We start from the raw sequence: 12,541 nt of genomic DNA, 5'->3' as shown, positions 1-12,541 counted from the left end.
TTTATCTCTCCCCTACCTCAACAATCCACTTAACCGCATCTATTACATAATATGGTTCATCTTTTTGAATATAGTGACCGCTTTGTTCTGCAATTACAAATTTATGATTGTATGATAATCGTAATAATTCTTCTTGCAACTGTAACCACTTCAGTTGTGCAGCTTGCGAATAAAAAGTTTTTTTACCAGCAGCTAACACGACAAGTGGAATATCATTCATTGATTTACAATGTCTATCTACTTCACTTAAACTAAATGTAAACTCTTCATAAGAACTTTCATATACAAACTGTTTATAGTAAGCTTCTTGAAATTCTGGAGACATGATTGGCAGAAAATCTTCTTTATAATTTTCCGGTGTCGAATCAACCAAAACGATTCCCAACATATCTTCGGGATAAAAAGTCGCAAATAAACGTGCATTTATACCGCCAAAAGAATGTCCTACAAAAATATAAGGTGGTTTCAATTGTAATTGCGCCAAGCAACACCTTAAATCTTTTACCATTTCAGAACTAATACGTCTCTTGGAACTCTTCCCACTTTTTCCTACGCCCGCTCGATCATATGTAAGTACCGTCCCATATTCCGTCAACTCTTTAGCGATATGATCCCATGTCTTTGAATAATCGCCATAGCCTGCCTCCATTATAATAACAGGTTGCAACTGCTTTCCTTGGAATACTTTTGAATACATTTTAAAATCATCAACTTGTACATATTCCTCTATACATTTAACCATTGACGATTACTTCTCTCCGATTAAGTGACTCTAAAATTTGATTAATTATTTCATCGACAGATAAAGATCCATCCAAAACAATATCTGAATTTGGCTTTACGGTATGAAGTGCCTCTAAATATGCTTTTCTAGCATATGTTATATAGTGTTTTAAATTATTTTGTATTTCACTCATTGTATCTTCCTTAAAATCTCGCAAAATTCTTCTAGCCATCGCAATATCTAAAGGTGTGTCGATAAATATGGTTACATCAATGAATTGTCGCATTTCACTATTTAGGTATGCAAAAGGATAATCTACAATAATATAATCTAGATAACTATTTTGTAACAGATGCTGAATATCCTTAATTAATGGTGTAAGTACCCATTCATCATAATTTGCTCCATCATCAATCCATTTACAAATATCAGCAGGACAATTATCAAAGTCATAGCTATCAAAATATAGTGCTTTTGAATTCATTAACTTGTGAGTTAAACTTTCTGTAACAGTAGTTTTACCTCCTCCTGAAACAGCTGCAACTGAAATTACTTTAGTATTTTTATTCATAACTTCCCACCATACCCCTTTTAATTGACATAACATAATTATAAAAAACTATTATTTTTTATCACTCCATTCATATTCTAACATACTCATTTCCCATAAATTCCAATATGTTTCTCCTACTTTTTTGGATTCTCTTAATAAACCTTCTTTTACAAATCCTATTTTTTCATAACATGAGATGGCCGACGTATTAAAATCATAAACACCAAGAGTTACTCTATGTAGTTTTAATTCTTTAAATGCAATTTGTAATACTGCTTTTATCATATGTTTCCCTATAGAACGCCCTCGCATTTTCGTATCACCAACTAACACTTTTCCAATTCTTGCAGATTTATTTATATTGTCAATTTGCCCAAGTGAAATATGACCAATTACTTTTATAGTCTCTTCATCTATTACTTTAAATGCAAGCGTATTTTTGCATTCAATATATTTTTCTAATTGTTGTTCATGTAAAGGGTATGTAAATACATTTCCTGACCACTGTATTAAAAATTCTTCGCAATCAATCCAATTTATTAATTGTTTGAAATCAGTTCTTGTAAATTGTTTCAGCTTGATCACTCTCATTCTCCTTTCACACAACCTTTTATACACCTTCAAATTTATTTCTATATGAAAAATATATTCCCTTTTAAACAAAATAAAAAGCCATTCATAAGAATGGCTTAGCATCAATAAAGCATAATTACTCTTTATTTGCTACGTCAACACCGTTAAAATCAAACTCATCAACAACAGTTGTAGCAGGTGGTAAAATCGCTTCAATTTTACAAAGAGATATAATTGCTGCAACTGAACCAGGAATAGCAGCCAGCTTAACAACATCGCAAGTTACAGAAGAAACAGTACCTATATAAGTACGTCCTTCAGTGTTAATTCGCACTGTTTTATTAATTAATTTTTTAAGTTCGTCTCTAATTCCTTGTACACAAGAGCTGTCACATTTCTCATGCTGTTCTTTTTTACACTCTTCAAAAACATCCCAACAATCATCATGTTTACACGTACATTTTTTTCTACAATTATTAAATCGAGAACCCAAATCCTCACCCCCTAATCATTTCTATTAGTAAAGTATGTCCAATAGCTTAAAAGTGTACGAGACAAAAGCATAGAAACAAAAAAACAAACACTTGTACTAAACTTTTATATATATATATTAAAGACGAATATACTACTGTATGAATACTCAATTCAAATACTCCAAATATGTAGCATTATTAGTATAAACGTGCTTTCAACGACAATAACATTCTTTTCTTTATTAATAACAAAACGGACCTCTAACAATTAAAGGCCTGTTTAATGATTGGACTTGGATTTAATTCTGCTGAATTTAAAATTTAGACAACCTCTTTCTCAAACGAACCTGTTTTTTTTAATAAGCCGGCTCCTTTAAGAGGGACCAGCTTTTCCTATTACTTCACATATACATAGGCTTTGTTTGCAGTAATATAGTATGTTTTGCCTTTGCTGTTGTGAAATATACATTAAAAAAAGCGTACTCCAAAATAAGATATTATTTAAAATCAGAACGTTTTCTTCAACAAGTGTTTGTTGATTAATATCATAACCAGCAGTTCTCTCCACTACCTTTTGAAAATTAAGCATAGTTTGTATGAATTCTATATTTAGTAGAAAGCACTCTATCATATAAAGGTAAAATAATAGGTTAATAAACAAGCCATTTTTTTACTAAAACATAGAATAATATGAACCCTAATTGAAGGGAGGTATAAAAAATGTCCTGGAAAAATGATTGCTGGAGTTCTAAGAAAAAGCATTGTTGTGATGACTGGTGGAAATCTAAAGAACAGCACCATTGTGATGATGATTGGCGTTCTAAAGAAAAGCATTGCAATGATGATTGGTGGAAATCTAAAGAACAACACCATTGTGATGATGATTGGCGTTCTAAACGAAATAAGTGTCGCTGTAAATGTTTCTTTATTTGTTGTCATTGTAAAAGAAAACATTGGTAATATATTAAATGTCAAATTAAAGGAAAGAATATGTCTTTTGGGACCGATAAATACTAGAATATATAAAAAGCTGACTAAATATAGTCAGCTTTTTATATATTAACACGTAGAGATTTAAACTGGCATCTATAATTACTAGTTGAGTGGAGTATTGAAAAATAAGCTGACTCTTATAAATCGACTCTTTAATTACTTCACATACAAATAAGCTTATTTACAGCAGTATGTTTTTCCTTTGCTATTGTGCACCTTGTATTGTAGTGTTCCTTTAACACTTACTTTTGCATCAATAACAAACTCTAATCATACATTAACAGAACCAGCAACGTCTTTATCCTGCCAAGTTGGTGAATCATAGAAACATAAATTATTTCTTTTAGAAACACCACGTTTTCCTCCAATAGATGAATCTACTGTACTTTTTTATCGAACTTCACATAAAAGAATCGTATTTAATCTATTGCTCTTCGCCAAGATTCAACCAGCCGTCTATGAGTTTTAAAAATGTACGCACCATTTTGTCTAACTAAAAGACCACATACACCAAAATCCCGAATACTCGCAAATTCTAATGCTCCTATAAATTTTTGAGCATGTAAATTAGGGAATGGACGATTTGTAAGCAAGAATTTCTGACCATTTCGCAATGCAACATTCTAAAATTAGTATTATAATGGAATTTTCTCATATTTTATTAACTTCCTTATTAGAAAAAGATTATTTTATATAGATTACTATAAGCATCCATAAAGCCAAGACGCCAATGATAGCGAGCGCTATACGTGTAGATAGTACCCTTACTTCAAAGTCTGTTTTCTTGGAAGGTTCAGGATATACAATTATGTAGATTCCCTTTAATAATGCAAGCCATGCAATAAACGTTAGGAACCCCTGCCAGTTGAATACCCATACATTATGTAGGATTACACTACCTAACCCTAGGAAAATCGATAGAAAACCATACATAATACCAAATCCTCTGTCTTCAACCACTAATTTTTTTAATTCACGTAGTACCGATGGTCGTACGAAAAGTATTCCCGATACAATAACCGTTACCCATCCCCAAAACAATCCTAAAAAAGTACTAGTTTCCATTATTAGTTCACTCCCCTCAATTATTTATATTTCAGATATTCCCCCCTTTAGAACAATTCCAACATCTTTATATATAGGCTAAATTCTGCTCTTTTTTAATACAAGTATGGCATATTCTATGCCCATCCTTAATCACCTTATTTCTCTACGAAATGAAATTTTCACATCATTCTTCGTCATCATCTATCCGAATCAACCAAAGTCGCTTTGTACTATTACCGCACACTTTTTCATAGCTTGGAACTAACATGCACCGAAGCCAATATAATGATTTATTCGCCTTTTCACTAACCTCAAAAATTGTCCCCTCTGTAATAAAATGATCACCTTGATACAATGTATACTCGCTTGTCCCATGGCATCATCATTATTCCCCTCCCTATTAAAATAGCGTTTTTGTTTCAAATGATGCTCTCATTAATTCGGATGAATTTACCAGTGTTTTTACCAAAAAATTCATGATATCATTAATTAGTCGAGTACTTCATTATTTGACGATTTCCCTTAGGAGCCCGCGGACAATCGGGAGTTCTTTTATTTAAATAAAAATTTTGTTTAAACTTTACAAAACTCACCTATATTAAAATATCTTCTAAAATCCTTATTGAACATTTATAATACTTTTAAATAGTTTAAATTCTACAATCAGTAATGGAGGCCTTTTAATGGGAAACATCCCAAAAGTATCATCCCAACAATCAAATCCTAATATACCCTCACAGCAAGTGAACCCTAACACCCAACAAGGTAGTAATAAAAAAACAAGACGCCGTATTATAACTATTTTGGTTTTAATATTACCTATAATTTTTGTCCTTCAATATTCTCTTAATAACCAACAAGAAATGATTAAAGAAAAACAAATCACGCTTAATACGGAGCAACAAAAATTATCTTCTTTAAAGAAGGATGGTCATTCCCTTAAAAATGATGTTAAAACTTTAACAGATAGTGAAGAAGAAATTTTAAAATTCGCAAGGAAACTGTATGGATTTTCCAAACCGAATGAAACTATTTTTCAAATAACTGAATAAAATTACACTGCATTACCCAAAAGGCGATTTGAAAATACTCGCCTTTTTATATTTAATTTCTAAAGGAATCGTACTAATCTCTCTTTCTATCAAATAAAAATTTTGTTTAATTTATTAAAATACAACCGCTTGTCCATTTCACTTTGCTCTATCATTACATTTACTATTAGTAATACGATTTTTAGAGGTGATAAATAATGGACGAGTTTTTATCTTTTGCTGCACTTAATCCGGGTTCTATTGGACCTACACTTCCACCTGTTCAACCCTTTCAATTCCCTACTGGTCCCACCGGTTCTACAGGAGCTACGGGTTCAACCGGACCAACCGGACCAACCGGACCAACCGGACCAACTGGCCCAACTGGATTTAATCTTCCTGCTGGGCCTGCATCTATTACTTTGACTTCTAACGAAACCACGACATGTGTATCCACTCAAGGAAATAATACTTTATTTTTTTCGGGTCAAGTATTAGTAAACGGTAGTCCTACTCCAGGAGTAGTGGTCAGTTTTTCATTTAGTAATCCTTCTCTTGCTTTCATGGTTCCTCTTGCTGTCATTACAAATGCTTCAGGTAACTTTACCGCTGTATTTCTAGCCGCTAATGGGCCTGGAACAGTAACCGTTACTGCTTCACTTCTTGATTCTCCTGGAACAATGGCTAGCGTCACTATTACCATTGTGAATTGTCCGTAATGGTTTTATCTTTAAGTACTAAGCAATTTCTGATAAGATGAGCACTGATTTACAGTGCTCATCTTATCATTGGGATGTTCCTTTCAAATGAAATTTCGAAACACCCTACTAAAATAAAGCTTTTATTAAGAACTAATGATCTTTATATTTCTTAAACTTGTCATCACAAGTGATTTTTATAATTAGTTAAATTCTCAATATAGTTTATGTATATAATTCCATTCAAAGATACATAATACCCACGTAACTATTTAAAAACACTTCGTTTTTATATCTAAATTCAAAAAGGAGCTACATAACATGGATAAAAAAAATCTATTAAGTCAACAACTTGATTATGTGTCATCGGATGCGCTGAATACCCCTAGTAAAGCCCAAGAGCAAATGCAAGAAACATCTCAGGAGGCACATGATTCAAACAAAAAGGACAGTACTCAAGCTTTACATGGCGACGATTTACCAATCTCAGATGTATATAGAACAACGAACAAGCAGTAAATTTAAAAGGGAAAAATCTTAAGAACGAGTGAACTTAATTCTTTTCCCTTTTCCTATTTAATTAACACTTTTATATGGAACCCGTACACATTTTTGACACATCCACTATCACAATCTCCTGAAAATTCGTGATAATATTAATTTGTCGAATACGCCAAATTTCGACATTGAACGACAATGATATCTCCTTTATTGAATCCCTGTCCCCCAGGGATTTCTCCTTTTATTCATTACTTTTTTCTTCACTAAATTTTCATTCTTAACAAAATTCAATTACTCCATTGGATAGATATGCAACAGTATCCTATTTTGATAAAAACTAAAAACAAACAGACATACTTAACACTAATAGTAGATTTTTTAACTTCAAATTTACTTTTTCTCTCTTATCTTTTTGTAAACATTAAAAATGAGCTCTATTTACATAGAGCTCATTCGTAATTTTATAGTTTACTAGACTGTAACCCCTGAATAAATGGAACTACTTCAGGATTTACAAGTGATGATAAATCCCCTAATTCTTTTCCTAAGTAAGCAGCTTTAATGACGCGTCGCATTACTTTAGAATTACGTGTTTTTGGTAAATCTTCTACAACGTGAATATCTTTTGGACACAATGCTTTTCCGATATGAGAGTTTACTAAACTCATTAATTCTTTCTTTAACTCTCCTGTGAATGTTACATTGTCCCTTAATACTACAAAACAATGACAAACTTCACCTTTTACATCATCAGGTACACCAATCGCGGCAGCTTCTATGACATCATTATGCTTAACAAGAATAGATTCATATTCTGCAGGTCCAATACGTTTTCCAGCAATGTTTAACGTATCATCTGAGCGTCCTGTAATAATATATTGCTCACCATCATAAATCACCCAGTCACCATGAACCCATTTATTTTCAAAACGTGACCAATACGTGTTCACATAACGCTCATCGTCTTCCCAGAAACTTTTCGTCATACCAACCCAAGGTTTCTCTAAACATAATTCTCCAACTTCATCACGAATTGGATTGCCTTGATCATTGAGCACAACCGCTGCCATTCCTGGTAAAGATGCGTTAAAACTAATCGGTGCAATCGGTTTAATAAGGACGTTTCCGAAAATCCCACCAGAAATTTCAGTTCCGCCTGAATAGTTACAAATTGGTACATTATTTTTTCCAACTGTTTCAAATAGCCACATCCAAGGATCTGGATTCCAAGGTTCACCTGTTGATGCGAATACTTCTAAACTCTTGAGCGAATGTTTATTTACATACTCATCACCCTTTGCCATTAACGCACGAATTAATGTTGGTGATATACCGAGATGTGTAATTTCATATTTATCAACGGTCTCCCATAAACGATCTGCTTCTGGGAAATCTGGAACACCTTCGTACATAACCATCGTTGCTCCATTAATGAGAGAGCCGAATAGTAAAAACGGTCCCATCATCCAGCCCATATCAGTTACCCATAATACGCGGTCACCTTGTTTGATGTTCATTCCAAATCCTGCATCACATGCAGATTTCAAAGGGAAACCAGCATGTGTATGTACTGTTCCTTTCGGTTTCCCAGTTGTACCTGATGTATAAATGAGCATTAACGGATCATCACTATTCATCTCTTCAGCATGTGTAAATGGTTTTTCTTTTTCTAGTGCACTCCATGGGAAATCATAATTATGTGGTGTAAAATCATTTCCTGCATGACGAACAATAACAATTTTTTCAACAGTTGGACAATGTTCGCAAGCTTTATCTACTTCGTCTTTTAATGAAACAACTTTACCTCGGCGTGAAAAACCATCTGCAGTAATGATCATTTTTGATCCTGCCGCTTGTACACGAGTCATGACTGCATCAGACGCAAATCCTGAGAATATTGGTGAAATAATTGCTCCGATTTTCATAACAGCTAACATTGCAACAACTGTTTCTGGAATCATCGGCATATAAATTGTTACACGGTCACCTTTTTCAATACCCGCATGTTTCAAACCGTTTGCAACGCGACTTACCCAGTTGTCAAGATCTTCATATGTAAATGATTTTGAAGTTCCATTTTCTCCCTCGTACTGTAGTGCTGGTTGCGTTCTTGTTTCATCATCTGCAAGCCAGCGTGATAAAACTGATTCTACAACGTTACATGTTCCGCCATTATACCACTGTGCAAACGGTGTACCATTTTCTAAATCTAGCACTTCTGTATAAGGCTTCATCCATTGGTAACCAACCGCTTTCTCAGCTTCTCCCCAAAACCAATCTGTTTCTTCAATAGATTTATTATAAAACGTTTCATAATCTTCATAGCCCAATGATTTCATCCAACCATATAAACGCGTTTTTTCTTTATACTCTTCTGTTGGAAACCAAACTGCTTGTTTCAATGTTTTCCCCTCCTTGACTTTTTGAGCAAGAAAGCCCTAAATAGGGCTTTTAAACTGGATAAACAGGATGTTTACGATCTGTAAATACTTGATATTTACTCATATACATTTCGAATCGTCCTTTTAACTCTTCTCTTAAATTGTTTGGATGAACAATACCATCAATGACCATCTCTGATGCCAAATGGTAAATATCAATATCTTTCTTATACTCTTCGCGTTTTTCAGCAATGAAGCTATTACGCTCTTCTTCTGGTAAAGCTGCAATCTTATTTGCATATACAGCATTGACTGCCGCTTCTGGACCCATTACTGCAATAGAAGCTGTCGGTAATGCTAGGCAGCAATCTGGTTCAAAGGCTGGACCTGCCATTGCATATAAACCAGCACCGTATGCTTTACGAACAACGATAGAAATTTTCGGTACAGTTGCTTCACTCATTGCAGAAATCATCTTTGCACCATGACGAATAATACCAGCACGCTCTACTTTTGTACCAATCATAAATCCAGGTACATCTGCAAGGAATAACAACGGAATATGATATGCATCACATAAATTAATAAACTTCGCTGCTTTATCCGCTGAATCGTGGAATAATACGCCGCCTTTCATACGCGGTTGATTTGCAATAATACCAACTGGCTTACCATCAATACGTGCCAAGCCTGTAATTAGTTCTTGAGCAAATAATTTTTTCACTTCATAGAAAGAACCTTCATCAATAACTCTATTAATGAGATCTTTCATATTGAAAGGAGCATTTTGATTTTCTGGAATGATTTGTTCTAACGTTTTTTCGAATTGTTTCGGTTCTTGAGGTGTAACCAATGGAGTCTTCTCTAAGTAGTTGTTTGGAAAATATGAAATGTATTGTCTTGCTTGTGTAATCGCATCTTCTTCTGTTTTACACAAAACATCTCCGCATCCTGATACAGAGCAATGCATACGAGCTCCGCCCATCTCCTCTAAAGTTACCTTCTCGCCGATAACCATCTCCGCCATACGAGGAGAACCTAAGTACATAGATGCATTTCCTTCTACCATCATAACAATGTCACAAAAAGCTGGAATATATGCGCCACCAGCTGCCGAAGGTCCAAATAATAAGCATACTTGAGGAACTTTACCTGATAATTTCACTTGATTGTAGAAGATTCTTCCTGCACCGCGGCGCCCTGGGAACATTTCTACTTGATCTGTAATACGCGCTCCAGCAGAGTCAACTAAATAAAATAACGGAACACGTAATTTTTCTGCCGTTTCTTGAATACGTAAAATCTTTTCAACTGTACGTGCACCCCATGATCCAGCCTTTACGGTTGAATCATTTGCCATTACGCATGCAGTACGACCATGTATTTTACCCGTTGCCGTTATAACACCATCAGCAGGTAATCCTGTTTGTTCACAATTTGCAAATAATGCATCTTCTACATATTCACCATTATCAAATAAAAGAGCTAAGCGATCTCGAACGAATAGTTTTCCTTTTTCTTTGTTTTGTTCGTGATACTTTGGTGCGCCGCCTTGTTTAATCGTTTCAACTCTTTCTTCAAATGTATTCGATTGTTGTTTTTGGTCTAACATATTTACTCCCCCTTATACATTGGTGTGCGTTTTTCCTTGAATGCTTGTAATCCTTCTAATCTATCTTTCGTATGGATTACACCTTCATACGCTTGTTTTTCCATTTGTAATCCGGTATGTAAATCAACTTGAATACCGTTTGAAATTGCTTCTTTTGCTAATCGAACAGCAATAGGACCATTACTAGCAATTTTCTCTGCTATTTCAATCGCTTTCTCTTCAAGTAAATGAGCTGGTACAACAAATTCTACTAAACCATATTCTTTTGCTTCTTGCGCTGAAATACGTCTGCCTGTATAAATTAATTCTTTCGCCCTACCAACACCAATTAATCTTGGTAAACGCTGCGTACCACCTGCTCCTGGTATAATTGCAAGTGTAGTTTCAGTAAGTCCAAGACTTGCAGATTCAGCCGCAATTCTAAAATCACAAGCTAAACTTAATTCCGTACCGCCACCAAGGGCGATTCCGTTTATAGCAGCAATAACTGGCTGTGGTAATTGTTCAACCATCTCCATAGTAGTGCGAATCATACTAACAGCATGGCGAACTTGTTCCTCATTCATACCAGCACGTTCCTTTAAATCAGCACCAGCACAAAACGCTTTTTCACCAGCACCTGTTAAAATAACTACACGAGTATTGGACTCTTCACTTATTTGAGTTAATATGTTTTGTAACTCTTCTAATAACGCTAAAGATAATGAGTTTGCTTGTCTCTCACGATATAACGAAATCTTTACAACGTGAGGTGTTACATAATTAACTGAAATGTTTTGTAGTTGTAGCATCTTCTCACCTACTTATCGTTTTATGTTGAAGCGCTCTATACACATGACTCGGTAATTGAATATTTAATTTACTTTGAATAAATTGACTTGCTCTCAATAACTTTTCTTCATCAATATTCGTCTGGACTCCTAACTTATGGAGCATATGAACTAAGTCATCGGTTGCAACATTGCCTGATGCTCCTGGTGCATATGGACAGCCCCCAAGACCACCACAAGAACTATCAAATGTTGTAATACCATATTCTAATGACTTAACTACATTGGCCAGAGCCATTCCATACGTATTATGGAAGTGCATTGCAAACTGCGAAGCATCATATTTCTTCAATAAATGTTCTAAAACTTGCTCTACTTGTAACGGATTCGCTACACCAATCGTGTCACCAAGAGATACTTCATAAATGCCGTATGAAAATAGTTGATTACATAATTCGTCAACTGCTGTGGCACTTATATCTCCTTCATAAGGACAGCCAAATACAGTAGAAACATAGCCTCTTACCTTTTTCCCTTCGAATAATGCCTGTTTTGTTATATCTTCAATTACAACTAATGCTTCTTTAATTGATTTATTAATATTACTTTTATTATGAGATTCACTTGCTGATAAAAAAACATTCACCTCATCTACATTTTGCAAAAAAGCTCGTTCCAAACCATTTTGATTTGGAACAAGCGCTGCATAAGTAACATTGGGATCCCTTTTCAGCTCAGAAAACACATCATTTGCATCTGCTAATGCAGGGACCCATTTAGGGTGAACGAATGAGGAAACTTCAACATACGATAATCCCGCCTCTGTAAGTAGTTGAATCCATTTTACTTTATCTTTTGTGCCAACAATCTTTTTTTCATTTTGTAAGCCATCACGTGGCCCGACTTCTTTAATGACAGCAAAATTAGGTAGTTTCAATTCGCTTCCCCCTATATCTCCCTATTCAATCTCTAGTAATACATCTCCTTCATTTACAAAATCGCCTTCTTGCACATTAATTTTCATAACTGTGCCAGCTTCTTCTGAAATGATTGGAATTTCCATTTTCATAGATTCCAAAATGACGACATCCTGCTCTTCCTCTACTGTATCTCCTACTCCTACAACAATCTTCCATACATTTCCTGCCATCGATGCATAAACCTTCGTCATCATTTTTTCCCCCT

14 protein-coding genes and 2 pseudogenes are annotated in these 12,541 nt (G+C 34.6%); 4 read left to right on the top strand and 12 right to left on the bottom strand.

What is annotated here, in order from left to right:
- Position 1: 1 nt before the first annotated feature.
- The 4 genes from NHG49_RS13120 to NHG49_RS13105 form a co-directional block, all read right to left on the bottom strand.
- Positions 2 to 742: an alpha/beta fold hydrolase gene (locus NHG49_RS13120; protein WP_064475294.1), complete on the bottom strand. Its 741-nt coding sequence runs from the start codon at positions 740 to 742 to the stop codon at positions 2 to 4.
- Complete coding sequence (locus tag NHG49_RS13115; protein ID WP_064475965.1) at positions 735 to 1,295, bottom strand: nucleoside/nucleotide kinase family protein; 561 nt, start codon at positions 1,293 to 1,295, stop codon at positions 735 to 737. The genes NHG49_RS13120 and NHG49_RS13115 overlap by 8 nt, the downstream gene beginning before the upstream one ends.
- 51 nt (positions 1,296 to 1,346) lie before the next feature.
- Complete coding sequence (locus NHG49_RS13110) at positions 1,347 to 1,868, bottom strand: GNAT family N-acetyltransferase (RefSeq protein ID WP_081257245.1); 522 nt, start codon at positions 1,866 to 1,868, stop codon at positions 1,347 to 1,349.
- Between the two features lie 118 nt (positions 1,869 to 1,986).
- The gene (locus NHG49_RS13105; protein WP_064475292.1) at positions 1,987 to 2,343 is read right to left on the bottom strand and encodes a hypothetical protein; all 357 of its coding nucleotides are present in this window, start codon (positions 2,341 to 2,343) and stop codon (positions 1,987 to 1,989) included.
- Between the two features lie 700 nt (positions 2,344 to 3,043).
- Between NHG49_RS13105 and NHG49_RS13100 the strand changes: the two genes are divergently transcribed.
- Positions 3,044 to 3,283, top strand: coding sequence for a hypothetical protein (locus tag NHG49_RS13100; RefSeq protein ID WP_002096597.1), 240 nt, complete (start codon positions 3,044 to 3,046; stop codon positions 3,281 to 3,283).
- Between the two features lie 210 nt (positions 3,284 to 3,493).
- Here NHG49_RS13100 and NHG49_RS13095 read toward each other — a convergent pair.
- The 3 genes and pseudogenes from NHG49_RS13095 to NHG49_RS13090 all read right to left on the bottom strand — a co-directional run.
- A pseudogene (locus NHG49_RS13095) lies at positions 3,494 to 3,773 on the bottom strand (N-acetylmuramoyl-L-alanine amidase); the annotation flags it as partial.
- A 1-nt stretch (position 3,774) separates the two neighbouring features.
- Positions 3,775 to 3,943 (bottom strand): annotated as a pseudogene (locus NHG49_RS31680) (terminase large subunit); the annotation flags it as partial.
- Positions 3,944 to 4,000: 57 nt separating this feature from the next.
- Positions 4,001 to 4,381 carry a hypothetical protein gene (locus NHG49_RS13090; RefSeq protein WP_064475290.1) on the bottom strand — a complete coding sequence of 127 codons (381 nt, stop codon included), beginning with the start codon at positions 4,379 to 4,381 and terminating at the stop codon, positions 4,001 to 4,003.
- 665 nt (positions 4,382 to 5,046) lie between these two features.
- On the opposite strand from NHG49_RS13090, the gene NHG49_RS13085 reads away from it, so the two are divergent.
- From NHG49_RS13085 to NHG49_RS13070, 3 genes are all read left to right on the top strand, one after another.
- A complete protein-coding gene (locus tag NHG49_RS13085; RefSeq protein ID WP_064475289.1) occupies positions 5,047 to 5,415 on the top strand; it encodes an FtsB family cell division protein in 369 nt (122 codons plus the stop codon).
- A gap of 197 nt (positions 5,416 to 5,612) precedes the next feature.
- Entirely contained in the window at positions 5,613 to 6,113 is a 501-nt protein-coding gene (locus NHG49_RS31450) for an exosporium leader peptide-containing protein (RefSeq protein WP_308664522.1), read from the top strand.
- Between the two features lie 300 nt (positions 6,114 to 6,413).
- Positions 6,414 to 6,611: a hypothetical protein gene (locus tag NHG49_RS13070; protein WP_000358738.1), complete on the top strand. Its 198-nt coding sequence runs from the start codon at positions 6,414 to 6,416 to the stop codon at positions 6,609 to 6,611.
- A gap of 443 nt (positions 6,612 to 7,054) precedes the next feature.
- Here NHG49_RS13070 and NHG49_RS13065 read toward each other — a convergent pair whose 3' ends face one another.
- Genes NHG49_RS13065 through NHG49_RS13045 form a run of 5 tightly spaced genes read right to left on the bottom strand, consistent with a single transcriptional unit; the run spans position 7,055 to position 12,530 of the window.
- The gene (locus NHG49_RS13065) at positions 7,055 to 8,995 is read right to left on the bottom strand and encodes an AMP-binding protein (RefSeq protein WP_222655577.1); all 1,941 of its coding nucleotides are present in this window, start codon (positions 8,993 to 8,995) and stop codon (positions 7,055 to 7,057) included.
- Between the two features lie 49 nt (positions 8,996 to 9,044).
- The gene (locus NHG49_RS13060) at positions 9,045 to 10,586 is read right to left on the bottom strand and encodes an acyl-CoA carboxylase subunit beta (protein ID WP_064475286.1); all 1,542 of its coding nucleotides are present in this window, start codon (positions 10,584 to 10,586) and stop codon (positions 9,045 to 9,047) included.
- Between the two features lie 2 nt (positions 10,587 to 10,588).
- Positions 10,589 to 11,377, bottom strand: coding sequence for an enoyl-CoA hydratase (locus tag NHG49_RS13055; RefSeq protein ID WP_048546966.1), 789 nt, complete (start codon positions 11,375 to 11,377; stop codon positions 10,589 to 10,591).
- Positions 11,378 to 11,381: 4 nt separating this feature from the next.
- A complete protein-coding gene (gene mvaB, locus NHG49_RS13050; protein ID WP_000775428.1) occupies positions 11,382 to 12,293 on the bottom strand; it encodes a hydroxymethylglutaryl-CoA lyase in 912 nt (303 codons plus the stop codon).
- A 21-nt stretch (positions 12,294 to 12,314) separates the two neighbouring features.
- The gene (locus tag NHG49_RS13045; RefSeq protein WP_001987345.1) at positions 12,315 to 12,530 is read right to left on the bottom strand and encodes an acetyl-CoA carboxylase biotin carboxyl carrier protein subunit; all 216 of its coding nucleotides are present in this window, start codon (positions 12,528 to 12,530) and stop codon (positions 12,315 to 12,317) included.
- Between the last annotated feature and the right edge of the window lie 11 nt (positions 12,531 to 12,541).

Origin of the sequence: Bacillus sp. IBL03825 (genome assembly GCF_024712505.1) — a bacterium.
GTDB lineage: Bacteria > Bacillota > Bacilli > Bacillales > Bacillaceae_G > Bacillus_A > Bacillus_A wiedmannii.
This window is presented reverse-complemented; position numbering and strand designations above follow the sequence as displayed.